The sequence below is a fragment of the Bacillus sp. NMTD17 genome (assembly GCF_002998735.1).
GTDB lineage: Bacteria > Bacillota > Bacilli > Bacillales > Bacillaceae > Bacillus.
Genome location: NZ_PVRH01000005.1, coordinates 313,415 through 337,102 on the forward strand (window position 1 = coordinate 313,415; position 23,688 = coordinate 337,102).

At 39.4% G+C, this 23,688-nt stretch carries 30 protein-coding genes and 2 pseudogenes; 29 read left to right on the forward strand and 3 right to left on the reverse strand.

Annotation, left to right across the window (positions count from 1 at the left end):
* Positions 1-66: 66 nt before the first annotated feature.
* The 8 genes from C6347_RS19300 to C6347_RS15855 all read left to right on the forward strand — a co-directional run bounded on the left by C6347_RS19300 (position 67) and on the right by C6347_RS15855 (position 5,660).
* Positions 67-1,020 carry a hypothetical protein gene (locus C6347_RS19300; protein WP_181185475.1) on the forward strand — a complete coding sequence of 318 codons (954 nt, stop codon included), beginning with the start codon at positions 67-69 and terminating at the stop codon, positions 1,018-1,020.
* A complete protein-coding gene (locus C6347_RS15820) occupies positions 1,010-1,813 on the forward strand; it encodes an ATP-binding protein (protein ID WP_181185476.1) in 804 nt (267 codons plus the stop codon). Before C6347_RS19300 ends, C6347_RS15820 begins: the two co-directional genes overlap by 11 nt.
* Before the next feature lie 378 nt (positions 1,814-2,191).
* Positions 2,192-2,632, forward strand: a complete 441-nt coding sequence (locus tag C6347_RS15830) for a RusA family crossover junction endodeoxyribonuclease (protein WP_106071806.1) — start codon at positions 2,192-2,194, stop codon at positions 2,630-2,632.
* Positions 2,633-2,764: 132 nt separating this feature from the next.
* Positions 2,765-3,049, forward strand: a complete 285-nt coding sequence (locus tag C6347_RS15835) for an HIT family protein (protein WP_106071807.1) — start codon at positions 2,765-2,767, stop codon at positions 3,047-3,049.
* A 71-nt stretch (positions 3,050-3,120) separates the two neighbouring features.
* Positions 3,121-3,321: an XtrA/YqaO family protein gene (locus C6347_RS15840; protein ID WP_075623131.1), complete on the forward strand. Its 201-nt coding sequence runs from the start codon at positions 3,121-3,123 to the stop codon at positions 3,319-3,321.
* A gap of 65 nt (positions 3,322-3,386) precedes the next feature.
* The gene (locus tag C6347_RS15845; protein WP_106071808.1) at positions 3,387-4,622 is read left to right on the forward strand and encodes a putative phage abortive infection protein; all 1,236 of its coding nucleotides are present in this window, start codon (positions 3,387-3,389) and stop codon (positions 4,620-4,622) included.
* Positions 4,623-4,646: 24 nt separating this feature from the next.
* Positions 4,647-5,030 carry an ArpU family phage packaging/lysis transcriptional regulator gene (locus C6347_RS15850; RefSeq protein WP_106071809.1) on the forward strand — a complete coding sequence of 128 codons (384 nt, stop codon included), beginning with the start codon at positions 4,647-4,649 and terminating at the stop codon, positions 5,028-5,030.
* Between the two features lie 102 nt (positions 5,031-5,132).
* A complete protein-coding gene (locus C6347_RS15855; protein ID WP_106071853.1) occupies positions 5,133-5,660 on the forward strand; it encodes an SMI1/KNR4 family protein in 528 nt (175 codons plus the stop codon).
* Between the two features lie 24 nt (positions 5,661-5,684).
* On the opposite strand, the gene C6347_RS15860 is transcribed toward C6347_RS15855, so the two are convergent.
* Positions 5,685-6,665 carry a hypothetical protein gene (locus tag C6347_RS15860; protein WP_258182079.1) on the reverse strand — a complete coding sequence of 327 codons (981 nt, stop codon included), beginning with the start codon at positions 6,663-6,665 and terminating at the stop codon, positions 5,685-5,687.
* Between the two features lie 346 nt (positions 6,666-7,011).
* Between C6347_RS15860 and C6347_RS15865 the strand changes: the two genes are divergently transcribed.
* From C6347_RS15865 to C6347_RS15890, 6 genes and pseudogenes are all read left to right on the forward strand, one after another.
* Positions 7,012-8,634, forward strand: coding sequence for a ribonuclease YeeF family protein (locus tag C6347_RS15865; RefSeq protein WP_374955742.1), 1,623 nt, complete (start codon positions 7,012-7,014; stop codon positions 8,632-8,634).
* Positions 8,635-8,638: 4 nt separating this feature from the next.
* A complete protein-coding gene (locus C6347_RS15870) occupies positions 8,639-9,022 on the forward strand; it encodes an immunity 22 family protein (protein WP_106071810.1) in 384 nt (127 codons plus the stop codon).
* 73 nt (positions 9,023-9,095) lie between these two features.
* Positions 9,096-9,500: a hypothetical protein gene (locus C6347_RS15875; RefSeq protein ID WP_106071811.1), complete on the forward strand. Its 405-nt coding sequence runs from the start codon at positions 9,096-9,098 to the stop codon at positions 9,498-9,500.
* A 465-nt stretch (positions 9,501-9,965) separates the two neighbouring features.
* Positions 9,966-10,148, forward strand: coding sequence for a hypothetical protein (locus C6347_RS15880; RefSeq protein ID WP_106071812.1), 183 nt, complete (start codon positions 9,966-9,968; stop codon positions 10,146-10,148).
* Between the two features lie 91 nt (positions 10,149-10,239).
* Positions 10,240-10,584: a hypothetical protein gene (locus C6347_RS15885; protein WP_041506882.1), complete on the forward strand. Its 345-nt coding sequence runs from the start codon at positions 10,240-10,242 to the stop codon at positions 10,582-10,584.
* 22 nt (positions 10,585-10,606) lie between these two features.
* Positions 10,607-10,909, forward strand: a pseudogene (locus C6347_RS15890) (DNA (cytosine-5-)-methyltransferase); the annotation flags it as partial.
* 22 nt (positions 10,910-10,931) lie between these two features.
* Here the strand turns inward: C6347_RS15890 and C6347_RS15895 are convergent.
* Entirely contained in the window at positions 10,932-11,486 is a 555-nt protein-coding gene (locus tag C6347_RS15895) for a hypothetical protein (protein ID WP_106071813.1), read from the reverse strand.
* Between the two features lie 201 nt (positions 11,487-11,687).
* Between C6347_RS15895 and C6347_RS15900 the strand changes: the two genes are divergently transcribed.
* The gene (locus tag C6347_RS15900; RefSeq protein WP_106071814.1) at positions 11,688-11,936 is read left to right on the forward strand and encodes a hypothetical protein; all 249 of its coding nucleotides are present in this window, start codon (positions 11,688-11,690) and stop codon (positions 11,934-11,936) included.
* A gap of 4 nt (positions 11,937-11,940) precedes the next feature.
* Here the strand turns inward: C6347_RS15900 and C6347_RS15905 are convergent, their stop codons facing one another.
* Positions 11,941-12,216, reverse strand: a complete 276-nt coding sequence (locus tag C6347_RS15905; RefSeq protein ID WP_106071815.1) for a hypothetical protein — start codon at positions 12,214-12,216, stop codon at positions 11,941-11,943.
* A 124-nt stretch (positions 12,217-12,340) separates the two neighbouring features.
* On the opposite strand from C6347_RS15905, the gene terS reads away from it, so the two are divergent.
* The 14 genes and pseudogenes from terS (at position 12,341) to C6347_RS15975 (ending at position 23,688) form a co-directional block, all read left to right on the forward strand.
* Positions 12,341-13,228, forward strand: a complete 888-nt coding sequence (gene terS, locus C6347_RS15910) for a phage terminase small subunit (protein WP_106071816.1) — start codon at positions 12,341-12,343, stop codon at positions 13,226-13,228.
* Between the two features lie 11 nt (positions 13,229-13,239).
* Positions 13,240-14,532, forward strand: a complete 1,293-nt coding sequence (locus C6347_RS15915; protein ID WP_106071855.1) for a PBSX family phage terminase large subunit — start codon at positions 13,240-13,242, stop codon at positions 14,530-14,532.
* 5 nt (positions 14,533-14,537) lie between these two features.
* A complete protein-coding gene (locus C6347_RS15920; protein WP_106071817.1) occupies positions 14,538-16,058 on the forward strand; it encodes a phage portal protein in 1,521 nt (506 codons plus the stop codon).
* Complete coding sequence (locus tag C6347_RS15925) at positions 16,055-16,972, forward strand: phage minor head protein (RefSeq protein ID WP_106071818.1); 918 nt, start codon at positions 16,055-16,057, stop codon at positions 16,970-16,972. The genes C6347_RS15920 and C6347_RS15925 overlap by 4 nt, the downstream gene beginning before the upstream one ends.
* 42 nt (positions 16,973-17,014) lie before the next feature.
* Positions 17,015-17,893 carry a hypothetical protein gene (locus tag C6347_RS15930; protein ID WP_106071819.1) on the forward strand — a complete coding sequence of 293 codons (879 nt, stop codon included), beginning with the start codon at positions 17,015-17,017 and terminating at the stop codon, positions 17,891-17,893.
* Between the two features lie 19 nt (positions 17,894-17,912).
* Entirely contained in the window at positions 17,913-19,079 is a 1,167-nt protein-coding gene (locus C6347_RS15935) for an XkdF-like putative serine protease domain-containing protein (protein ID WP_106071820.1), read from the forward strand.
* A 23-nt stretch (positions 19,080-19,102) separates the two neighbouring features.
* Positions 19,103-20,031: pseudogene (locus C6347_RS15940) on the forward strand (phage major capsid protein).
* Positions 20,032-20,036: 5 nt separating this feature from the next.
* Positions 20,037-20,414: a YqbF domain-containing protein gene (locus C6347_RS15945; RefSeq protein WP_106071821.1), complete on the forward strand. Its 378-nt coding sequence runs from the start codon at positions 20,037-20,039 to the stop codon at positions 20,412-20,414.
* Positions 20,415-20,419: 5 nt separating this feature from the next.
* A complete protein-coding gene (yqbG, locus tag C6347_RS15950) occupies positions 20,420-20,812 on the forward strand; it encodes a protein YqbG (protein WP_106071822.1) in 393 nt (130 codons plus the stop codon).
* A complete protein-coding gene (locus C6347_RS15955; protein ID WP_106071823.1) occupies positions 20,809-21,165 on the forward strand; it encodes a DUF3599 family protein in 357 nt (118 codons plus the stop codon). Before yqbG ends, C6347_RS15955 begins: the two co-directional genes overlap by 4 nt.
* A complete protein-coding gene (locus tag C6347_RS15960) occupies positions 21,162-21,668 on the forward strand; it encodes an HK97 gp10 family phage protein (protein WP_106071824.1) in 507 nt (168 codons plus the stop codon). Before C6347_RS15955 ends, C6347_RS15960 begins: the two co-directional genes overlap by 4 nt.
* Positions 21,669-21,672: 4 nt before the next feature.
* On the forward strand, positions 21,673-22,128 hold the full coding sequence (locus C6347_RS15965; protein ID WP_106071825.1) for a phage tail terminator family protein: 456 nt from the start codon (positions 21,673-21,675) through the stop codon (positions 22,126-22,128).
* Positions 22,115-22,339 (forward strand): YqzN/YkzM domain-containing protein, encoded by a 225-nt coding sequence (locus tag C6347_RS15970; protein ID WP_106071826.1) that lies wholly within the window; start codon positions 22,115-22,117, stop codon positions 22,337-22,339. Before C6347_RS15965 ends, C6347_RS15970 begins: the two co-directional genes overlap by 14 nt.
* Before the next feature lie 2 nt (positions 22,340-22,341).
* Positions 22,342-23,688, forward strand: a complete 1,347-nt coding sequence (locus tag C6347_RS15975) for a phage tail sheath family protein (protein ID WP_106071827.1) — start codon at positions 22,342-22,344, stop codon at positions 23,686-23,688.

Below are 23,688 nucleotides of genomic sequence, written 5' to 3' on the forward strand. Positions count from 1 at the left end.
GTGGAATGTACGCTTTATGTGAGATTAAAAGGCCTTAATTGACTATGTTGGGGAGGAGGAAGTTATTTGTCTACTGGATGGGTAAAACTGCATCGGAAAATATTAGAACACGAATTATGGAATGACGTGACTACTTTTAGACTGTTCACTTTATTAGTTATGAGAGCAAGTCATCAAGATGGCTTCAAAATGAATGGAGTTGTATTAAATAAGGGCCAGTACATAAGATCGTACTCAAAACTATGTGAGGACCTCGCTTATAAAGAAGGAAGAGGGCTAAAAAAGCTGTCTAAAAGTACAATTATGCGTTCAATTAAGAAACTTGTTACGAACAACATCATCACTGTTAGCGAAACGGAACTAGGAACACTGTTCACCATTGTGAAATACGAGTCGTATCAAGAGTTTTCAAGCGATCATGAAACAGAACCCAGAACGGAAGAAGAACCTATCGCAGAACGAAGACGGAACGAAAGCGGTACGAAGTCGGAACTATATCAAGAATTAAAGAATTTAAGAATTAAAGAAGAAGAGGAAGAAGAAAAGAGAGCCTCAGTAGAAAATGATTTAACTCCTTTCCAGCAGATCGAAGAAAAGTACTTATCACGAAAAGGTGGGTTGATGTTAACACCAAAAGATTCAGCTGCCATTGAAAGGATTCTCAAGGAGCGAATTCCACTTGAAGACATATTGGTGTGGATCGACGAGGTATTCGATCAATATCAACCAAAGCATAGAGCTGACAGTATTAAATCATTTGCATACCTAGAATCAGCAATTCTTGATCGTTGGTATGCCAAACAAAAGCCACCTAATAATGTTTCAGAATTTAAGCGAAAAGAGAAAAAGCATAGCAATTGGAGACCCGAAGGAGTGAAGAAAGATGCAGAGTATGGGGGATACCTTAAAGGCGTTGGAGAAAGCAAATCCAGCACTAGCGAAGAGACTGAGAGACTCCAAGAAATTGCAAGAAGAAAAGGTCTATCCGGCCAGGTACGAGACACTCACTGTGATTTCTGAACAACATTGCATGTATGGGAAATGTGATGGCTCGGGGTTGATATGGATTATTGATCATGAGGAAAACAAAGAATTTATGGAAGAGTGTCCATGCAAAGAAGTGAAAAAGCTCTCAAATAGGCTTATGAGCGCAAGACTACCCGAAGAGTTTAAAGACACTTCTCTAAACTCTTTTGATATCAATATTTACGACAAACCCGAATCCAAAGAGCGAGCAGCCAATGCGAAACGAGTTGCTAAAAACTATGTTTTGAAATTCGAAAAGATGCGTGAGCTAGGAAAAGGCTTGTATTTCTTTAGTAAAGAGAAAGGGAGCGGAAAAACAAGGCTTGCTGCTAGTATTCTTCATGCGATAACCAAAACTCATGACACGGTTTATGACAAAGAAACCAAAAAGTACAAACCACTTAAAATCACCTATTCGTCTACAGCTGATTTAATCGGAGAAATAAAAAGCACGTTTGATAGTGAATCGAAGGTGAAAAGCACCGACATTATGGATGCTGTCAAGACAGCTGATCTTGTTGTCCTAGATGATATCGGAGTGGAAAACGTAACAAAATTTGTGGAAGAAACCTTCACCCGTATTCTTGATTATCGACTTCAATACAAGAAGCCTACGATCATTACAAGCAATTTAAGTATAGAGGATCTCGACACAATCTATAAAAGTGGTCGGGTGAGTAGCAGGGTTGAAAAACTGGCTTTCCCTGTGATTATGCCAAATGAAAAGATTCGTAAAAAGATAGCGCAAAAAGAAAATGAAGAACTGCTTTTGGAACTATATGAGTAAAGGGGAAGGGAAGATGTGCATTACATGCAATGACAAGAAAATCATCATAGGTGAAACGTCATTTATGGCTGGCTACTACCCTTGCCCTGAATGTAACCATACTGGGCGCAAACAGAGCCTAAAACCAATCATCGAGCAATTAAATCAAATGTTAGTCGAAGCCAGAACTATGAAATGAGGAATGAACATGTCAAATATTAATAGCAAACAGCGTCGTGAGTACCTTTTAAGCGAATTAACTCGTATTGGATATTTAGCTAGTTTGGACAAGAACCCCAAAAAATTATCACTCTATGAACTTGAAATGCTCGTCATCTCTCTCAAGAGCCAACGTGGCAGCAGGATGTTAACATATAACGCTAGGATGGAGGCATCTGAATGAAGATAGCATTCACCATCTACGGAGAGCCAATTGCACAGGGGCGTCCAAGAGCTACTCACATGAATGGTATGACAAGATTATACGATCCCAAGAAGTCACGAGACTTCAAGCAATACGTGAAATTGGCAGCAAGTGATCACCGTCCTGATCAACTACTTACAGGCCCTCTGGAGTTGAGGGTTAAAGTTTACAAATCCACATTAAAAAGTTTCAGCAAGAAAAAGGCCGCAGAAGCTGAAAGAGGCGAGTTGAGACCAGCCAAAAAGCCAGATGTTGATAACTACATCAAAGGAATTAAAGATGGCTTGAATAAAGTCATTTGGCAAGATGATAGCCAGATAGTTGATTTACATGTAAGCAAATTCTACAGCAGTTCACCAAGAATTGAAGTCGAAGTCTCTACTCTCATACCACCTCAGCAAACCGGAGTAGTCTAAAGTGACACGCAAACGATCAAAACGGTGGTTCCTGCTTTATCGCATAGAGGATGGACAGCGTGTTCACCTCTATGAACCACTTAAAAAATATGAACTGCTCAGTCGGATCAGGAAAGGATGGAGGATTATCAGATGAAAAACAAATTCTTAGAAGGAGACTGGATTAAAGCATCTAGGAAAGGAAAGAGAGACATACTTAACAAAGCGGGTTATGTACTTAAAGTAGCTGAAGATGACATTTTAGTAAGGTTCCTTAGTGGTAATACCTTGGTTGTTCCTAAGTCTTGGGCTGAAAACTTGGCTGAGGCACTTACTGAGGATGATCTGAAGGCTTTGATTGATTTGTCTTTAGATTTAAGGGACGAACACCTCTTTAGAATGTGTGTACGTGATTTGCAAGCTTTTCAGGGCAAATAAAAAGAACCGAAGCACAAGGCCCCAGTTCTATTGAATCTGCACAATTCATTATAACATGGGAGGCCTTGTGCATGAACTTACCTATTGAAATTATAACTACAAAGAAAATTGAAGAGCATATTGAGTTTGGCAGAGTAAAGCTACTCATCCTAGACGGAGTGAACCACAAAGCCTACTTATCAGATATTCCTGATTACGGGAAGACTAGTATTCATTCAAAAAACGGCTTACCTATAAGGATCCAGTATGATTATGGATATAAAATAATGTGAGCATTGTTATATTATGGATTACATGTTACGATTTATAGGATTTTTGGATGATGGGAGATAATTTAATGAAAGAATGGTTTAAAGAAAACAAGTGGATATTTGTTGGGGGAATTGTGATTGTTGCAGCGATATTAACTCCTCTTATATTATTCATTGTGAGAAATCATTTAGATCAAAAAACATTTGAAGCATTAGGGCCAGTAGGAGATTTCTTTGGTGGAACAACTGTTGGCCTCTTAACCTTGGCAAGTATGTTATTTGTTATTGCCAGTATTTCAATGCAAAGAAAGCAACTTAATATGCAACAAGATGAATTAAAAATGCAGAGAGAAGAGCTAGCTAAAACGAGAGAAGAGTTTGAACTTACAAACAAGACATTAACTAAACAACAGTTTGAGAGTACTTTTTTTAATATGATTAATCTACATCATAATCTGTTGAAAGATTTAGAAGAGGGTCGCAGTTATTTTAATGAGACGTATAAGTTACTAGAGTCGGAGTATAAGATCACTGTTAAGGAATATTGGGGAAATAACTTAATTTATTTAGAAAATCATGAGCCAGATAAACTTAAGCATTTATTAAGGGCCTTCTGTTTGAATAATTGGAAAGTTAATCATTTAGAGCATCTGCTTCAAGAAACTAGATATTCGGAATTCATGGAGAATAATTTATTCAAAGAGATAGAATCTCAAAATGAGCAATATTATATTAGTACTATTGAAAACTTTAAAGCTAAATTTGAAGAACGAAGTATAGATTATTGGATAACTACTTGTATTGATGATACTAATGTATTGGATTATTTTTTAGGAATTAATAGTATGAGACTTAGCTTTTCAAATATAAACGGTCTTAAATATCTAATAAGTAACATTAGTTTTTTTGAAAGTTTTGATGATGAATGGACCATTGAGTATATTAAACAAATAAGAAAAGAAACATTCCTGAATCCATTACTCCCTCTCAAAAGATTGGTTTATGAAAAAGTATATGATCTAAAAGAAGAACAAATAGGACATTATTATAGAAATCTTTATCGAATTGTAAGGTTTATACAGGATGAACACTTTAGCACTGATCAAGAAGAAAATGAAAATGAAAAAAAGAAATATAGAGGTATATTAAGGGCACAACTATCTTCAATGGAATTATTAATGCTTTTCTATAATGTCGTGTATTCAAAAAAAGGAGAGAAATTTAGAGAAATCTTAAAAGGTACAAACTTTTTTGATGATCATATAATTGAGTCAAAATTTCTATGGGCAAATGATAAAGAAGAGTTAGCCGCTTTAAAATAGATGTGATATGCGTGGTGAATAACCTTGACTGTTGAAGTACTTCACCTTTTACCAGAGGTAAATGAAAAGCAGGTCCGTCAGACATTAATAAATGAATTGAAGCTTTATAAAGCATTAAAAGTTAAACAAGAAAATTTAGATGAGCAAAAAGCAAATGGCATCTTAACTTTGTTTCCAAAATTAAGAGATCAAAATGTTTGTTCGGAGCTGAAGGTGCGACAAATAGAAAGAGCACTAGAGTACAGCTTGGATGAAATTGAACAAGACATTATTCGGATGAAGTACCTTACATCACGAATGATTAAAGATCTTGAGGTATGCGAAGAACTAGGATTAAAGAAAGATCGATATTACAAATTGAAAAAGCAAGCTACGTTTAAACTGTCGACAGCACTTGGAATCATCTGAGTGCTGGTAAGTAAAAAAATTCTTCCCTTATTTTAAATTAATATCCATTTTACAAGAAAGCATATATAATAGATGTAACAATTATGAGGGGAGTTGGCGAAAATTAGAGAGGGTGACTTGATTAAGCAGACTCTTGAAGGATTAAAAAGAATTCTTGACAGTCATGGGGCTTTTCCATTGATACAGCCTGGTGGTTTTGTTTTAGAAGACCCCTACTTTCATTTTAATGATCCCGCAACTGAGAAAGAAATTGCAGATTTAGAAAATTTCTTTAAGGTTAAATTCCCTAATGATTATAAGGAATTTCTTAGATTACATAATGGAATCGACATAATTGATGGTATTGAAATACTTAGTACAAATGATGTCATTAAATATAATGAGGCTCAAGATCTTCCTGAAGAGTGTATATTAATTGGATATCATTTTGATGGACGATATGTAATTGATACAAAAAGATATAGTAATGGATTAGATTATATGTTCTTTTTAGATTCAATAGATTCATTTGAAGAAGCCGAGGATTTAGGATCGAATTTTGAAATATGGTTTGACCGTCTGCTAAGCTCAAATGGTGTTAAATATTGGGAAATAAATCGAGATGTCAAAGGATACTACGAAAATATTTAAAAAAGACTCCAAACGGAGTCTTTTTTAATATGAAGCCCACCAAGGATTAATTTCTTGACGATGGAATGATTTTTCCACCGGAATTAAATTCTTTGTCATATTTCCTCCACCATATTCTCTAGGAAGTTGATGGTGAATTTCAAATTTTACCCATGTTTTTCCGCCATACTTCTTTTCATACCAATTTCTATAAGTTGTGCGCTCTTTATTTCCCCATTTAACTCTTTTCTCTTTTGGAACTTTTTTTATAAAAGCGTTCGGAGGAGCTTGCAAATTCAAACCAGACTGTTTGTCAGTATAGTTTGGAAAAAACATACCCTTCTTGTTTGTTAGATATAGGCCTTCATCCCACTTTAATGTTTTTATAGAAGGTGGCTTACCAGCCCAAGTTGCAATTCCCCACCCTGAATATTTCCAAAACTTAGTTTTATCTACTTTAATAAACTGATGGACTTCTGCTCCTTTTTTAATTTGCAGGCCCAAAAAAGTTTTTTTAATTACATGCGGACAGGTGAATTGTTTATTGTAGTATCCACTTTGACACAATGTTTGTTGTACTTCAAGTGTAGCTGGAGGAGTACCTACCACTTTTGTTACTTCAACACCATGCAAGACCTTATTCACTTTTCCTCCAAGAAAAGTATAGGCGAGATACACAATGTTTGCTGCTTTTTTCTCTAATAAATTTTTCTGACTTTTAGAAGTAATTACACCGGAAGAAGTTTGTTTACCATCTTCATCATAGGTTATGTAACTCTCGTAAGAAGCTTCAACCTCTAGTCCGTTTTCCTTTGCGATTTTCTGCAATTTAGTTGGCCCGTCCGTACTAGAATCTTTTGCTTTTTGATTCTCTACTTTTTTCCCATTAACAATAGAATTTTTGGTGGTTAAATCAATCCAATTAGAATCTTCATTGGTAGTGGCCAAAGACAAAGAAGGGGCGAACAGTAAAGAAAATAAAACGACAGATGAAACAAAAATAGTTAAACTTAATTTTCTAATCATGTAATCACTCCTATATTTTCCTTATATTCACAATAGTAATAGATTGTTAAATCTAAATCAAGATTTTTTCCAATTTTTCTAAAGAAAGGGTTCTTGCACTCATATAAAGCAGGTAATCAGTCTACTATCTATCATTTTTCTTCATAAAATACCTCTTTTCTCCAGAGTGACTGATTCAGTAGTATATAACCCTTTCAACATCACTCTGAATCTTCTGAGTGATGTTTTGTATCTTTATTCCTATTTAATGACAAACTTTGTGTTGGTAAAATTGACCTTGTCAATGAATAGGAGGGAGTGACTTCTTCTGGGGAAGATACTTGATGCAAAAGCACTAACCAGTGCCATGGACGCAAGGGCGAAACATTATCAGGAACTCCGCGAACAAATGATTGATTTAAAAAAGGCACTACAAGGCGTGGCAAACATCGGTGATGATTTCACTGGAAAAGGTGCGGATAACATTAAAAGCTTTTATAAAGAACTAGCGGGTAATGTGGACATGTTTATCAGCTTTATTGATAAGCAAAAAGCGTTCCATGAAGGTGTTTCTGGGACACTTGATGATACAAACTTTGGCGGCGATACCTTTGTAGAAGAACACTTTTTAGACAATGCAGTACATATGGGCATCAAAAACGCCAAAAGCATTGTGAAGGAACAAAAAAATGCGCTTAAAACGATTTTTGAAGATATTGATGACCTCATTTCTCTGGAGGTATTTGATAGCCAAACCTTTGATGAAAAGATCGAAGATGCGGAAGACGAGCGAAAGAAAACGGTTAAAGATTTAATAGAACTTGATCAAAATTTAAAAGATGAATATGCTTTGTCAGAGACTGAGGAGCAAGCTACAATGGCATTGTATGCAGAAATGATCAATGCCACGAATGACGGGAAATCCATTTCACCTATGAATTTTGACAAAAAAGCATTTCAAGATAGTGAAATCTATAAGGCAAAAAGCGATATTGAGAAGCAAACTGCTGAATATCTCAAAATCAAAAAAGAACAAGAAGAGGCCCGCGAGATCGCAAAGGAACAAGAAGCGCTCGCCAACCGTCCTTGGTATGAAAAAGCCCTTGATTATGGGGGAAACATTGTCAATGAGCTAACCGGTGTGAATGATGCAAAACGAGCAGCTACGGGCGTCGATCCAATCACAGGCGAAGAGCTTACGGCAGGCCAACGAGTCGCTGCAGGTGGCATGGCAGCAGCCGGTTATATCCCTATCGTCGGCTGGGCAGGACGCATTTTTAAAGGCGGGAAAGCCGTCTATAAAACCACCCAAGCCACGTCAGCCGCAGTCAGAGCGGTCGACATCTACAAGACGTCACAAAAATCTTTTGATGCCTTGAAAATATCTCAAAAAGGCTTATATGGACTCACCGCCACCAACGGCTTCAGCGAAGCGATTACTGGTAGAGATATGTTTGGGAATAAAATCTCGAAAGAACAACAAGAGGCGAGTATGAATGCGGCGCTTGCAATGCTTTTACCGTTTGGATCGAAAGGTTTTCAGGGGAAAATGGGGGTAAAGGGTGCTGGCAAGAGCACTGATATCCCTTCTGTTAGAAATAAAGAATTTAATAAGTGGTTTGATAAATTATCAGTCGATGAATTTGAGAAAGCGTGGAATGTTCCTGCTTTGAGAAGTAAAATTGAGGATAGGATCAGACAACCAGGAGGCTACCACGAGTGGCATCTTGTAGCAAGAACACCTCAATTTAAAAAGTGGGATGTGAGTATGGATCGCATAAAAGAATTGAGGACGCTAACTAAAGATGTTGAATTTGTTAATCCTCCTGGACGGCATGGAGGACGGGGCTCTACTAAAGCACATAATGAAATATTAAAAATTATTGATAATGCTCCTGATTATGAAAGTTTTGTTAGAGAGTTAAATGAATGGGCGAGTAAACGAATGAAAAATGGAGTTCAGGATTTACCGGAAGGGCTAAGGAGGTAATACAATGAAAAATGATGTTTCTTTGTGGTTGGGAAACTTTAGTGATTTTGATGAGGTCGAAAATTACACAAAAGTTATGTATAACGATGATGGTGATAGCATTCCATCTATTTTTGAGAAAGAATTTAAACTGGGTTATTATGATAGGAGTTTAATTGAAAAGGATTGGATTCCAGAAGCTGAAGATGATTTTAAAGAACTTCTGGTTGATTTCTCATATGATGGTCAATTGATAAAACAATTTAATGATATCCAATTAAACTCTAAGTATAATACTATTATTTTAATTTATAATTATAATTATGAGAAAGACGGCTTGGCTGTTAATTCAGTAGATAAAGATGAGTACACACTACAATTTATTGGTACAGCAGAATACGTAGATTGATCAATATAAAGCACTTACTTGCTTAAATGGCAATGGGTGCTTTTTGACGTTCTTTCTCTAGGGGGAAAAACTCATGATTGTATACGATGGACCAGTTGAGGAACCAGTTGAAAACCCAGAAGAAGAATTTATTAAAAATATTTTCTTTGAAAAAGAAGCGGATTATTGGAAACAAGGAAGTGGAGATTCTTGTTTTGAGGTAGAAGGAGAAGATGAATGGCTTATTTTCTTTTATGATGAGCCATATGGATTCTTTATCATGAGACATCCTGATTATTTAGTTCCATTGAATAAGGATGTTGAAATAGAAACAATAGAGCATTTGGTTGGTGGAGAACCAATGAAAGTACCATCATGCAGTTATGTAAGTCGAGAAGAAGCATATAGAATTGTTCAACACTTTTTAAGTACAAAAACTATGCCTGATTTTGTTGAATGGGTTGATTTATATGACATTGATTTTGAACATGATTTTTAAAACTAGAGTGTCCATGTTTATGGGCACTTTTTTTATTTGCATTGCCGAGAAAAAGCCGACAAAAAGGGGGATAAAATGGGGACCTTTTTTCATGCGTGGGTCATCGTATGATAGAGACAAGCAAAACGAACGTGAATATTTTGTCCAGAAGGAAGAACCTGCGGACGCTGATCATTGAGCACTTTAAGTGCCTTGATTGGTGTCCGTTTTTTTATTGGGAGACGCGTCTTTCCCTTATCAATGGCGTATCTGGATACGGAACAAAGGTGTTGAGGAATGTGGCCATACGAGAGGGACATTCTGAGCCTGGATAGCAGCTGGTCTGCGGCGGCCGTATCGAGGACAGTTTTTCATTTTATTTGATGATTGACTGTACTTGGCATCCTCTCGGAGTGTAGTCATCATTTCAAAATCTATTTAAGCGAGTAGCGCAAGGCGGTGCTTATTCGGCAAGGAGCGAGTGAAATGAAGATCAGGGATTCTTTATTTGTAGAAACAACGAAGCAATTAAAGCGCATTTCTCCTGGTTCTAATCGAAAGAAGAAGAGCAATGCTGATCCGATAACAAAGCGAGATTGGGAAGAAATCATGGGAACGAGACGCGAAACGTATCAACGACAAGGCGGCCGGGTCCGAAGAAAACGCTGATTTGATGGGAACAGTCGTCTTTTGGGTGTATGGCTGCAGGTGCTTTGGTGAGGGATAGGAGCGCAAAAATATAAAAAGGGAGATGATGAGCATGGCATCAAAGTTTGGTGTATCTGCTAATCCGAAAAAAGCGAATCATACTTTAGGAAAGGACAAGGTTGTGGTTGTTGCGATTCAGAATCACAATGATTACATTTGTGGGCCAAACCTTATTCCTCAAAGAAAGGTTGAAGGGAAATGGGTCACAATCAAAACGAATTCACCTAACCCACTTAACCCAGCAGAGAAAAAGTACGATGAATTCGATATCAAGGAATCACTAGGTAACAAAAAAGGTACGTATCGATTCAAGGTGGATGTAGAGCGATATGACAAACATGGCAACCATGTTGAAACTGTCGGTACATTCTACACATCGGAATTTTACATCAAGTAAGCAGTTGATGCCGCCTTTAGGGCGGCGTCCGTCCGATGGCAACATTGGAGACATCACTAAACGAACAGAAGGTAAAGAGCGGAATTTCAATACAGTATTAGTTAAAAACAGTTTAGTTCCGCCAACACTAGCAAGCGGTTCTGTCTTTATTAGATACGATGAACCTTATTATATCTCTGAAAGGGATATTATTCTGATGCAATCTTTCCCACTGGATTATGACTTTATGGACGCTTCAGTGCAGTATGTCTGCGGTATGAGCGTGCCTCCAGTGATGATGAAGCGGATCGCGGAACAGATACATTTGCAATGGTTTTTAAAATAAAGGGGGCGAACCCCCCCTTTATTTAGCAGGACCAATCTCCAGATTCATGCTCATAGGTAATATCATAATTAACTAATTTAAAAGTTTCTTCCGCTAAACAGCTTTTAAACTCTTGTATAAATAGAACCTTAGCTGACGGAATTGCTGGGGGTAATAAAGTTGGTTCTATACAACCAACTACGACAACAGCAGCGGCTTTAATAGCTGCTTTTTCAGCACACTTTTCAATAATCTTAACAGTATCTCCAGCTAAGTCAGAGGGATAGAAAACTTTCGCCTCTAACCAATGTTTCCCTTTTCTTGTACAGGTAACTGGATACGGAACATCAATGTGCCCGTCAAAAGGTACATCAACACGTCTATAACGAGTCTCTACCTTTACTTCTGGAACTCCACTTAAAGTGACAAGAGGGTATTTCCAAACTTTTTTAGCGGAAGTTTCTTCTTCTGTTGAGATGCCAGTCGGTTTTGACTCTATGGCATCACCAGCGGCATCACCATTTGGAGGTGAAGAGAATACATCTGAAACCTCAAGTGTTTTTAATTCCAGATTATCCGATAAATATTTGACTTCCATTTAAAACTCTCCTTTTCAATGTGTTCTGGATTAATGTTTGAGGAAGTCAATGAAATTATTCATAAAAAAAAGAGGGTGCTGACAACACCCTCCCTTCAAAGACAGAAAGAAACTCCCTGCCTAAGAGCGTGATCAAGACGCGGCCGCGTTTGTGGGAAAATATCACGCTCTCAAACCATATTGTAATGTAGGACAGGGAGAATGACAACAGTTAATAAGAACGTTTGTTCTCGTTATGATGAAGAAAGAGAAGAAATGCTGCTTTTATTACAGGCTGAACAAGCTGAAGACATAGAGGGAGCCACTGCGAATTTAAGAAAAATCACGCAGGCGGCTATTGCTCAATGGGTGAGGGATTTCAAAGCAGGAAACATAAAATTGTCTACTGTGGAAGATCTGAAAAAACTCATTGAGCTTGATATAGAGCTTCAGAAAGGTGAAGAGATATAGTTAATCAGGCATTCCAAAATATAGGGTAGATTTCTACTGTCTCATCTGAAGTATCAAAGTTGTAAAAAGTGACTGTCCATTTTTTTAGATTAAGATCTGATGCTGTAGGGAATGCCTGACGTATTATAACTTTCTTTTTGGGATTTACTACTTTATAAATGTACCCAATTATCGGTTTTCCGTCAGCTTCTAAAATAATAGGTTTCTCCTCGTTGGGCTTTACAGTTTCTACTTGCTTAAATTGTTTACCCGAAAGAATTTGATTGTTTAGGTTGTTCAAAATGAAACACTCCTTTTTGTGATTTAACATAGGCTTTGTGTAATAGAAATTTTTTATGCAAATTTCCCTTTTTTATAAAACAAACTCAAACTTAATTCAGCAGCTCGGAGGTGGGTGATATGTAATGGCTAGACCGAGAAATCCTAAAAGAGATCAGGCATTCCAATTGTGGAAGGAAAGCAATGGAACCCGCTTACTGAAAGACATTGCTGAAGAATTAGAGTGTTCTCAAACGCTTATTCGCAAATGGAAGAACCAAGACTCTTGGGATGAGAAATTGAATGGTAACGTTACTAAACAAAAAGAGAAATCTAATGGTAACGTTACTAAACGTCCTGGCGCTCCAAAAGGGAGTAAAAACGCCAGAGGTAACAAAGGAGGTAAAGCGCCACCTGGCAACCAAAATGCTAAAGGCAATAGGGGTGGCGCAGCTCCTAAAGGCAACAAGAATTCATTCAAGACCGGTGAATATGAAACGATCATGTTTGAGTACATGGATGAAAAAGAACAGAAGCTTTTTACTGAGATTGAGACTGATCCTCTGTACCAAATTGATCTATCAATACGATTATTGAGCGTTCGTGAAACAAGAATGATGCGCTTGATCACTAAATACGAGAATGGATTGACTGATAAGCAGCGGACAGTCTTGCAGCAAATGCGGAAGATGAAAGACGTTGTACAGGCTCCAGATAAGAATGGCCTGATTAGAGCAGTGCCAATAACTAATGAACGTCTTGCTGTGGTTCAGATCGAGGAGACAGACTCACCGCTGCTAGAGAAGATATTGAGCATAGAAGATGCTCTGACACGTGTGACCGCACAACGTGATAAAGCCATTAGGCAGAAAGTCGACATAATGAAAACTATGTCTGAATATGAATTGAGGCTACGTGGCCTTGATCTTGCAAACCGAACGAGAGAATCAGAACTGGAGCGGATCACCGCACGTCCTGTTGATGACTCTGTACAGATAACGATTAAGCGAGCAAAGAAAAAAGGTGATGGCTGATGGTTCAAATGATGGAAAAGGAAGTTAATCCACATTTTGAGGACTTCCTTTTTGATTGGGATCAGAAGTTTCAGTTCCTAGTGGGGGGTTACGGTTCATCTAAGAGCTATCACATTGCCTTGAAGCTCATTCTGAAGATGCTAGATGAAAAGCGAACCGCTCTTGTGATTCGTGAAGTCTATGACACACACAGGGATTCTACGTTTTCTTTATTTGAAGAGATCGTGAATGATCTTGGACTCGATCATGTCATTCAGTGCCGGACATCACCTCTCATGCTTAAATTTCACAATGGCAGCCGGATCATTTTCAAAGGTTTGGACAAGCCTGCCAAGCTGAAGTCGATCAACAACATCTCAATCATATGGATTGAAGAATGTTCAGAAGTGAAGTATGAGGGGTTCAAGGAGCTGCTTGGTCGTTTGCGTCATCCGACGCTGCAGCTGCACATGATCTTATCAACGAACCCTGTCGGCCAGGATAATTGGACATACCGTCATTTCTTTAAGAATGATCAGAACAACCGATTTATCCTGGATGACGAGACTTTATACAAAGAGCGCACCATCGCTATCAATGATACGTACTATCATCATTCTACAGCTGAAGATAACCTATTTCTCCCTAAAAGCTATGTGAAGCAGCTGGACGAGCTAAAAGAATACGATCCCGACCTTTATCGCATAGCCCGAAAAGGTCATTTTGGCATTAACGGAATACGTGTGCTGCCACAATTTGAGGTGCAGCCGCATGAAGATGTGATGTTGGCCATCTCAAATATTAATCGTCCTTTGCTTAGAGCGGGCATGGACTTTGGTTTCGTAGAGTCATATAACGCTTTGATTCGACTGGCTGTCGATCACGAGAAGAAATATCTATACATCTATTGGGAGTATTACCAAAAGGGCACAACCGATGATGAAACTGTACAAGAGCTCATCGAATTTACCAAAACAAAAGAGCTGATCAAAGCGGATGCAGCTGAACCGAAAACAATCGCATACTTCAGGAAGATGGGATACAACATGGTGGCTGCTCGCAAGTTCCAGGGATCACGCTTGCAGTACACCAAGAAGATCAAGCGTTTCAAAAAAATCATTTGTTCCGATTCATGTAAAAACACGATCTATGAGCTTCAGCCGCTCACATACAAGACAGACAAGAACGGTAACATCATAGAAGATGAATTTAAGATTGACCCTCATACGTTATCGGCCATCTGGTATGCGCTAGATGATTATGAGGTCACCGATCTGAAAGAGAAACCAAAAGAGCGGACACGCCCGAACAGAGAAAGGAGGTAACGCTGATGAATAAAGTGAAAGCGACTGTGATTAAGTCAACTGTTTCTGAAACGACCAAACAAATTCATGAGGATGGCTTTAATTATGAGGCTGATGGTGTTATTGAGCCGCCATACAATATCAAGGAGCTCAAACAAATAGCGGAGTATTCTACCATTCTTCAGCAATGTATCGATGCGTATCGAACAAACATTTTAGGTTTTGGATTTGGGGTGGAATACGCCTTTGATTTTAATGCGGAAGATGTGAAACCGGTCAAAAAGAAGACAGCCGAGAAGGAATGGACAAGACTCGAAGAGTTTACGAAATACATGAACTATGATGAGTCTGCTGACGTGATTCTTGGTTATGTGATTGAAGATCGAGAGAAAACAGGTAATGGATTTGTCGAAGTGCTTCGAGAAGGTACAGGGAAGCCTGCAGGTATTGAGTACCTGGATGCACAATACTTACGAGTTTGTAAGCTGAGTGATCCTGTTGATGTCGAATTCCGATACACAGAAAGCGGACAAGTGAAGTCATTGCAACGGAAGAAAAGATTCAGGAAGTATGTGCAACAGGTCAACACTAAAAAAGTTTTCTTTAAGGAGTACGGCGATCCAAGGACAATGAACGCTGCTACGGGAGAATATAGCGAAAAAACTCCCCCTGAACTTGTAGCAAGCGAAGTCATTCACTTCAAGATTGGCAGCGGTACATATGGTGTTCCTCGTTGGATTGGTAACATCGTCAATATGTATGGAGCCCGCAAAGCTGAAGAGCTGAACTATCTGTACTTTAAACAAGGGCGGCATGTGCCGGCTGCAATTACTGTAGAGAATGGAATGCTTTCTGAATCTTCGTATGAGCAGCTGCAGGAATACATGAACGGCATTGAGGGATCAGATAATGCACATAAATTCCTGTTACTCGAAGTGGAAGGGATTCCGAAGAAGGATGAGCTATCAAACGATGAAGAGCCGGCTAATGTAAAGGTGGATATAAAATCACTGGCCGAGATTCTCCAAGAGGATGCGCTGTTCCTTGAATATGATGAGAAGACGAGAAACAAGATACGTTCCTCATTCCGTCTGCCGCCGATCTACACAGGCGAGTCACAGGATTATAACAAAGCGACAGCTGACACCGCTCGTAAGACAACTGAAGAACAGGTATTTCAGCCGGAGCGAATGATCATCACTGGCAAGCTCAATACACTCTTCCTTCCTGATCTCGATCTCTGGCATGTGCGACTCATATTAAATGGTCCTGATTTTCGTGATCCGCTCGAAATTGCAAAGGTTCTTACACCGTTTATTCAAGCAGGAGCGGTTTCACCGAATGATCTGCGTGATCTAGCTGGCCGTATTCTAGGAAAAACATTAGAAGAATGGCCAGAGGAAGAATACCACCGACCAATTGAGGCGAAGCCAAAGGCATCAACTAGCTTGCTTGATACGGTTCTTCAAAAGTCTGCGGGTACTAACAATGAATTGGTATCTATCCTCAAAGACCTTAGGGATGAACTAGAGGAGATCCGCAAATGAGCAGAATCGATCAGCTGATAAAAAACATCAATACCTTTGTACAAAAAGCGGAGGCAGATGAGGTCGAGGAACTCAAAGCGGTAGTGGCTGATTTTCCTGAGTTGAAGGATATACCCTCTTTGGTGGAAGAGTACGAGAAAACTATCGCTAGATTGTTCAGATTGCAACGCAGGACGTTTTTGAATGCACTGAATGGTTTTATATCCAAGGACGATTCAGAGACGTTAGAATCAATTCTAGCGTTCTTTCAAAATGACTTGTTTGCAGCTGATGAATTTGCGGAGCTGTTCGGAAAAGAAACGGCCATATTCTTGACTTTGACTGTCACGCAGCTGGCCGAGAAAATCATGCATTCAATCGATGCAGATATTCCATTCAAGGTGCTTTCTGAGAAAACTGAACAGTGGATTGAATCATGGTCACAGGAATTGGCGCAGCTGATGCAGCTGAAGACTCATACGTCCATTGAGCAAACGCTGAAAGAGGGGATAAAAGAAGGCCGCTCCATCCAGGAGATCGAACTGGAGCTGAAGGACCTTCCTGAATTCAGCCGGAAGCGTGCACGTGTCACAGCTGTAACTGAAGTGTTGACTGCTTCTTCCGTCGCTCAACATGAGTCATATGTACAATCACCGGCGGTTACGGCAAAGCGATGGAAGCATAGCGGTGGGAAGAAGAATCAGTCGAGAGAAAGTCATGTGCAGCTGGATGGAACAATCATCCCTCTCGATGAAGAATTTGAGATACCAGGCAGCGGAGAGCGGTGCATGTTTCCGAGAGATACCAAGCTTTCTCCAAAAGAGCGAGTGAACTGTCATTGTGCGGTTGGTCCTGTGGTTGACCCAGTCATTTTGGGTTTGTCAGCTGAGGAAAAAGAAGAGATTAGAAGAAGGGTCTTACAAAACATGGAATGAAATAGTATAATATCCTCATTATTTAAAAAATGGGGTTATAAAATGATTTCAGAACTGTGGGAGATCGTAAAAGATAATATAGCAGTAATTGCAGCTATATTATCCTTAATTACTGCAATTTTATCTGCTACTATTGCTTATTTTTACACTATTAAACATAAAGATTTAGATAGGTTCTATAAAAATGCTGAAAGTAATTTATATAATTTGATAGAACCTATGTTTTATAAGATGGAAAATATTAAAAATTTAAAAGATACCTATCATAAAATGGAGAATATCAAGAAGTTTTTTGACACTTATAATCCTGAAACAATAAATGTTTCAAAACTTGGGAATAGACGTTTGATTAACAGATTTATTGATTCTCATGAAGCCTTTAGACAATATCTAATAGAATTTGATGAAAAAAGTTTGAGAATATTATTAAGTAAATTCGATAGCCTAGAATATTATCTAAAAGAAGAGTATTGGATGCTATTTGAAGCTATATATAAGGATCACAATTGGTTTAAAAGAACTGTGGGTATGAATTATATATTTCGATTTTTTGCTAGAATCTCTGCTTTTTTTGAAAATACGTTTTATGCAGTTACATGTATAATATTCGTTTTTGTGTTTTTTGTAATAGGTGATGAACTTAATCCTAAGGTTACATTAATAAATGCAGATTTTAAAGACAAATTACGCTATACAGTTGGCCCTTTCTTTATTTCACTTCTCTTCTTAAATATCTTTATATTTTTTAACCGTATCATTGCAGATGATACAAAACAAAAGAAAACCATTAGCGATCATTTAACGCTAGGTGCAACTTATTTATGGAAAAAAGTTGCTGTGAAATTGCGAGAGAAAAAAATGGAGAAAGCTATTCGTAAAGAAGAAAGAGCACGAGCAACCAGTATAGAAGAAAATGACTAACTGAAAGGAGGTGAATGAATTGCCACGCGAATTGATAAATGCAAAAATCACACACGTTTCATACGTAGATAAAGCTGCTAATCAAAAGCAGTTTTTTTTCGTTAAGTCAGAAAAAGAAAATGACTTTCAAAAAGAGATCAAGGTTATTGCAAAGGCTGATGATGTGCAACGTCTTGTGTATGGAATTGTATACGAACCAAACGTAGCTGATGCACATGGAGACTTTATGACACCAGAAGAAATTGAGAAAGCGGCTCACGGATTCTTGAAGGATGCACGTGAGATCGACAAGCAGCATGATTTCCAAGGCGGTGTCGGGGAAGTCGTTGAATCGTACATTGCACCGTCTGACTTTGAAATGGGCGGTGAAGTTATCAAGAAAGGATCGTGGGTCCTTGTGACAAAAGCATCTGATGATATCTGGGAACAGATTCAAAAGGGCGAGATCACCGGATATTCAATGGCCGGAACAGCGGATATAGGAAAACAAGAGGATCACAAGCCAGCTTCTGATGAGAAGGGGCTTTTTTCTTTGCTCAAAAACTTCTTTTTATCAAAAGGAGAAGTAAAGAACAGATACGACAAAGGCCGCATGCGTCGTGAGTTTTGGGCGGCACAAGATGCGCTGAATTCCGTTTTGTATAAATGGGATTCTTACGAGGATGATGGTTTAGAAACTGATCCTGAAAAAGTAAGAGCAGCACTGGAAGACTTTGTGGAAATTACACAAGAGATTTTGCTTACTGATGACTTAGCGGGGATCCAAACTGATCCACCTGAAGAAGTCGCAAAAGCTGGCCGAAAGTTTTCAGCTGCTAACTTAACTGAATTGAAAAATGCAAGAGCCGCTATCGACAATCTGTTGAGTCAAGCGGAAGAGAAGGAGGAGAACGAAGAAGTGAAAAAAGAAGATCTGCAAAAGATGCTAGATGACACAATTGCACCGGTTGTAAAACGACTGGAAGACCTTGAAAAAGGAGAAGGCGAGCAGCAAACTGATCCGCAAGAAAATCAACCAGATGAAGCTGTCGCAAAAGAAATGGCCGCAGTTGTAGAAAAGGCGTTGGCTCCAGTTGTTGAAAGAGTCGAAGCGCTTGAAAAAGCACGTCCGCAAGGTAATGGTGTAGAGGATGCACAACAACAAGACGTACAAAAATCAGAAGCGTTATGGAACGGCTTGCTTTAAGCCGAGAAAAAGGAGGAACTAGAGTGAGAAATCAAGAGGTAATTAACAAAGCGGAAGTGACGCTTGGTACATTAAAGACAGGCGGTCTCATGAATCCGACGCAAGCATCTACATTTATTCGTATGGTGCAAAACACACCAACCCTGCTGCAAGATGCACGTGTCATTCCAATGGAAAGCGATTCGCAAAAAATTGAAAAAATCGGTTTTGGCCAACGTATCTTGCGTGCAGGAGAAGAAGGCAAAGCGCTTGAGGCAAAAGACCGTGTTGCGCCAACAACAAGCACTGTGGAACTTAATGCAAAAGAAGTCATCGCTGAAGTAAATATCACATATGACACGCTTGAAAATAACATCGAGGGTGATAATTTACAAAATACCATCATGCAAATGTTGGCGGAACGAGCGGCAGTAGACATTGAAGAATTAATTCTTAATGGTAATACAGCGTCATCTGATGCTTACCTTGCGCAGCTAGATGGTATTCGTAAGCAAGCAACATCTCATATCGTAGATGTAGCTGGCGAACCACTTACACGCCAAGTATTCAAACAAGGATACAAAGCAGTTCCATCTAAATATTTGCGTATTCCACAAGAATTCCGCTTCTATACTTCCCCAGGACAAGAGGTCGAATGGAAAGACAAAGTAGCGATCGCCAAACGAATCTAGGGGATGCAGCTGTACAAGGTGGACTTTCTTCTGCATTTGGTGTGCCGGTCAAAGGTATTGCAAACATGCAGCCATATGAAATGGGAGAGGACGGCACAGATGTTTCGGACATCTTACTTACTCATCCGAAAAACATTATCCTTGGCTTCTCTCGCAATATTCGTATCGAGGTTGATAAGGATATTCGCAGACGTAAATTCATCATTGTGTTGACTGCGAAGCTCGACAGCAAATTTGAGGAAGAGGATGCTGTTGCTAAGATCATCAAGGTCAAGGAGTGATCAATATGTATACAGCTGAATTGATCAAGGGAAAGACATACGCTGTGATGGGGCATGTCTTTCTTCTTAATCAAGTTAAGGAGATCGAGAATAAGGTTTTTCATTATCTCAATGGCAATGATTTTTTCGCTTGTAAGGAAGTGAATGCTCCTGTTGATGATTCAAAAACGGATGATCAACCAAAAGAAGATGATAAGCCTGTGGAAGAGGAAGAAGAACCACAACAAGAACAAAAAATCTACACTGAATCAGAACTGAAGGGCATGAACAAAACTGAACAAGAAGCCATTGTTATTGATCTTGGCGGCGATCCGACTCAGCTCAAAGATAAGAGTGAGAGAATTGTCTTCATCCTCAAGCAACAAGAAAAAGCAGGAGAGTAAGGCTGATGCTGATATCTCTTGAAGATGTTAGGGCATATACAGTCTTTGAATCTGTTAAAAACCGCTCAGATGAACTATTGGAAAGTGACATCATCGAGGCTGAAGCTGAGGTATTTAAGATCGTAGGTCATGATTTCACAAATGAAAAATATCAGCCGCTCCATGAAAAAGCAAGAATCGCATTGATTAAAATGGCACAGTTCTTCGCGCTGATCAACGGGGATGAATCAATCATAAAGGGTTATAAATCTGAAAAGATTGGTGACTATTCATATACCTTGGCAGATGGGAACGCCGTTTCAAAGCCAGATGTGTATAACCTGTTGATAGATTTCATTGAGCCGGGAGAACCGCCAGAAGATCCAGGCAGCGTCAAATTAAGGTTGAGATCGCTATGAGCTATCAATCATTATTAACGGATCGATGCGACATATATCACCTGCAGGAAGAACAAAAAACAGGCAATCTCTATGGAATACCTGTCCAAGATGCGCAGCCGGTCTTTTCATATCCTGATGAGCCTGATCAAGTTGCGCAGCCATGTTATTTTACGGAGAAAAACCAATCCATCACACAGCAGGAGCCAAACGTAACCATTCATCAATCGTACCTTGTTCATTTTCCTATTACCGCTGATGTCCGAGTAAATGACAAAGTGGTATGGGAAGGCGTGACATTGAAACTCCAAAAGCCCAGACAGATCAAAAATCACCACATTGAGGTGGTAGCGATGAGGAGTGAAAGCCTATGAGGATTGATGGTCTTGATCAATTCATTGAGGACTTGAATGCAGCTGTTAATGGCTGCTTGCAAGCTGAATATGAAGAATGGTTGGAAGCGATGGGTTATGAGTTCCTAGACATCGTTCAAGATGAAGTTATCCGAACAAAAACGGTGGATGCTCGCCGTTTGCTCAACTCATTCCAAAAGGGAGACCAAGAAAACGTATTTTCTATGAGCAGCGGTGGTCTTACCTTGGATGTAGGGACCAACTTGGAATATGCATCTTACACAAACGATGGACACTTTACAATTGATCCTAGTAAAAATCAGGATAGACGATGGGTTCCTGGCAGATGGGTTGGTGACCGCTTTGAATACGATCCAAACGCTGAAACAGGAATGCTTTTAAAGTTCCAGTGGGTTGAGGGCAGCGGCTATTGGGATAATGCTCTAAGCATCTTCGGGCAGATGTTTGAACAATCACTAGATCGCAAGTTGCAGCAATGGATCGATGAACAATTTGGGCGGTGATTAGATGAATCAAGAAGTCGGCGCCATCATGAATTATTGTTACAAGCAGTTTCCGGTGAAGGTTTACGAAAAGAAAATTCCTGAACAATTTCAGGTCCCATCCATGTACTTTCCAGCAGCATGGGTCAATACAAGAAACGATACTGTTTCAACGTTCCTTAAAACCTATACGCTGCATATTAAAGTGTTTCATAAAGATTCTGGACAGGCTCATGATGCGGCAGAAACAATCGTTGATGCCCTATCAGCTGATCGGAATATCATTCAGATGGTCAGTGAGGAAGGTGAACCGCTCGATCAATATGTCCGCATTAAGAGAGCAGAAACAAGGATTGCTGATCAAGGTGTGGCAACAATCGTGCTGACTTGGGATAGTGCCTATTGGTACAACCGAGACGAGCAGCCAAGCCTTGATGACATAAATTTTTCAGACGGGGTGATCAAACGTGAGCAAGACTAAAAATGAATCACAGGTGAAAGAAGAGAAAGCCGCTCCGGTTATTCCAAAGGAACCAGGGTTCTCATTTGAAGCCTTGAAAGAGCACAGCAAGGAATTGTTTGGCGTAAAGCCTGAAATCCTTGAGGATGCTCTTTTTTATATCAAAGATCAACCAATTACAAAAACAGAAGCAAAGAAGCAGATTGATGCTTTTTTGTCTAAGGAGGTTTAAGCATGAATGGAGGTACTTTTACACCAGGTACAGAGAAAAAGCGTCCTGGTATCTACTTCAATTTCAAAACCACAGCACAGCAGCGTATCACGTTAGGTGATCGCGGCACCGTTGCACTTCCAATCACAATGAGCTGGGGAGAGCCGAAGACGTTTATCTCTATCTCAGGCATCGAGGACTTAAATAAAAAAGTCGGATTAAACATCGATGACAAATCACTGCTTCTTTTCCGAGAAGCCAAGAAAAAAGCACAAACAGTCTTGCTTTATCGATTGAATGAGGGTGAACCTGCAAAGGCTCAGATCAGCGAGAATTTCAACGTGCTTGCCAATTATGGCGGACAAAAGGGCAATGAGGTCACGATCCAAGTCACTGAAAACGTATTGGACAGCTCCAAGCGTGATGTTGTGACTTACGTTGGTACAGACATTGTTGATAAGCAGGTTGTCACTGATGTCAAAGAGCTGAAGCAAAACAAATATGTTTCATTCTCTGGTGAAGGTGAAGTGACAATCACTGCTGGTGTAACACTGAGCGGTGGGAAAAACGGTGTTCCAAGCGTGGCAGATTACACAGCATTCCTTGAAGCAGCTGAAACAGAATACTTTGACGTGATCGCGCTGCCTAATAACACTAGCGAGCAGCTAAAAGCGACATTTGTGGCTTTCATCAAGCGGCTGCGTGATGATCAAGGGCGTAAGGTGCAAGGCGTTGTGGCTAACTATGCAGCTGATCATGAAGGAATTATCAATGTCACAAGCGGTGTCGTGCTGGAAGATGGCACAGAGATCACGCCAGCCAAAGCAACTGCATGGGTGGCCGGTGCATCTGCAGGAGCCAACTTCAATCAGTCATTAACCTTTGTTGAATATGAAGGGGCTGTGGATACGTTAGAACGTCTTGATAATGACCAAGTGGAATACCGCTTATCACAAGGGGAATTCTTGTTCACGTTTGATGCGAGAGATCGAACAGTAAGCGTTGAGAAGGACATCAACTCTCTGACAAGCTATACAACGGAGAAAAACAAGACATTCGGTAAAAACAAGATCATTCGTGTGCTCGATGCGATTAACAACGATCTGACACGTGAATTGAAGGATTTGATTAAGTTACGCAAAGCCAACGGCAATGACATTCCTGCATCTGATGATGGGCTGCAGCTGGTGAAAACACTCATCACACAATATCTCACGCAGCTCCAAGATGGATCTGGAATCACTGGCTTTGATTCTGAAATGGATATTACGATCGCTTTAAATGAAGATCGTGACGGTTTCTTAATTGATCTAGCTGTTCAACCTGTTGATGCAGCTGAAAAATTCTATTTCAATGTAGAGGTGAAATAA

What these genes read in the sequence shown, in the direction of transcription:
- C6347_RS15915 (WP_106071855.1), top strand. Translation starts at nt 13,240, where the DNA reads ATGGAAAAGGAAGTTAATCCACATTTTGAGGACTTCCTTTTTGATTGG.
- C6347_RS15885 (WP_041506882.1), top strand. Translation starts at nt 10,240, where the DNA reads ATGGCATCAAAGTTTGGTGTATCTGCTAATCCGAAAAAAGCGAATCAT.
- C6347_RS15900 (WP_106071814.1), top strand. Translation starts at nt 11,688, where the DNA reads ATGACAACAGTTAATAAGAACGTTTGTTCTCGTTATGATGAAGAAAGA.
- C6347_RS15955 (WP_106071823.1), top strand. Translation starts at nt 20,809, where the DNA reads ATGAGCTATCAATCATTATTAACGGATCGATGCGACATATATCACCTG.
- C6347_RS15930 (WP_106071819.1), top strand. Translation starts at nt 17,015, where the DNA reads ATGATTTCAGAACTGTGGGAGATCGTAAAAGATAATATAGCAGTAATT.
- C6347_RS15835 (WP_106071807.1), top strand. Translation starts at nt 2,765, where the DNA reads ATGAAAAACAAATTCTTAGAAGGAGACTGGATTAAAGCATCTAGGAAA.
- C6347_RS15875 (WP_106071811.1), top strand. Translation starts at nt 9,096, where the DNA reads ATGATTGTATACGATGGACCAGTTGAGGAACCAGTTGAAAACCCAGAA.
- C6347_RS15830 (WP_106071806.1), top strand. Translation starts at nt 2,192, where the DNA reads ATGAAGATAGCATTCACCATCTACGGAGAGCCAATTGCACAGGGGCGT.
- C6347_RS15960 (WP_106071824.1), top strand. Translation starts at nt 21,162, where the DNA reads ATGAGGATTGATGGTCTTGATCAATTCATTGAGGACTTGAATGCAGCT.
- yqbG (WP_106071822.1), top strand. Translation starts at nt 20,420, where the DNA reads ATGCTGATATCTCTTGAAGATGTTAGGGCATATACAGTCTTTGAATCT.
- C6347_RS15895 (WP_106071813.1), bottom strand. Translation starts at nt 11,486, where the DNA reads ATGGAAGTCAAATATTTATCGGATAATCTGGAATTAAAAACACTTGAG.
- C6347_RS15925 (WP_106071818.1), top strand. Translation starts at nt 16,055, where the DNA reads ATGAGCAGAATCGATCAGCTGATAAAAAACATCAATACCTTTGTACAA.
- C6347_RS15865 (WP_374955742.1), top strand. Translation starts at nt 7,012, where the DNA reads ATGGACGCAAGGGCGAAACATTATCAGGAACTCCGCGAACAAATGATT.
- terS (WP_106071816.1), top strand. Translation starts at nt 12,341, where the DNA reads ATGGCTAGACCGAGAAATCCTAAAAGAGATCAGGCATTCCAATTGTGG.
- C6347_RS15880 (WP_106071812.1), top strand. Translation starts at nt 9,966, where the DNA reads ATGAAGATCAGGGATTCTTTATTTGTAGAAACAACGAAGCAATTAAAG.
- C6347_RS15945 (WP_106071821.1), top strand. Translation starts at nt 20,037, where the DNA reads ATGTATACAGCTGAATTGATCAAGGGAAAGACATACGCTGTGATGGGG.
- C6347_RS15870 (WP_106071810.1), top strand. Translation starts at nt 8,639, where the DNA reads ATGAAAAATGATGTTTCTTTGTGGTTGGGAAACTTTAGTGATTTTGAT.
- C6347_RS15975 (WP_106071827.1), top strand. Translation starts at nt 22,342, where the DNA reads ATGAATGGAGGTACTTTTACACCAGGTACAGAGAAAAAGCGTCCTGGT.
- C6347_RS15965 (WP_106071825.1), top strand. Translation starts at nt 21,673, where the DNA reads ATGAATCAAGAAGTCGGCGCCATCATGAATTATTGTTACAAGCAGTTT.
- C6347_RS15840 (WP_075623131.1), top strand. Translation starts at nt 3,121, where the DNA reads ATGAACTTACCTATTGAAATTATAACTACAAAGAAAATTGAAGAGCAT.
- C6347_RS15860 (WP_258182079.1), bottom strand. Translation starts at nt 6,665, where the DNA reads ATGATTAGAAAATTAAGTTTAACTATTTTTGTTTCATCTGTCGTTTTA.
- C6347_RS15920 (WP_106071817.1), top strand. Translation starts at nt 14,538, where the DNA reads ATGAATAAAGTGAAAGCGACTGTGATTAAGTCAACTGTTTCTGAAACG.
- C6347_RS15845 (WP_106071808.1), top strand. Translation starts at nt 3,387, where the DNA reads ATGAAAGAATGGTTTAAAGAAAACAAGTGGATATTTGTTGGGGGAATT.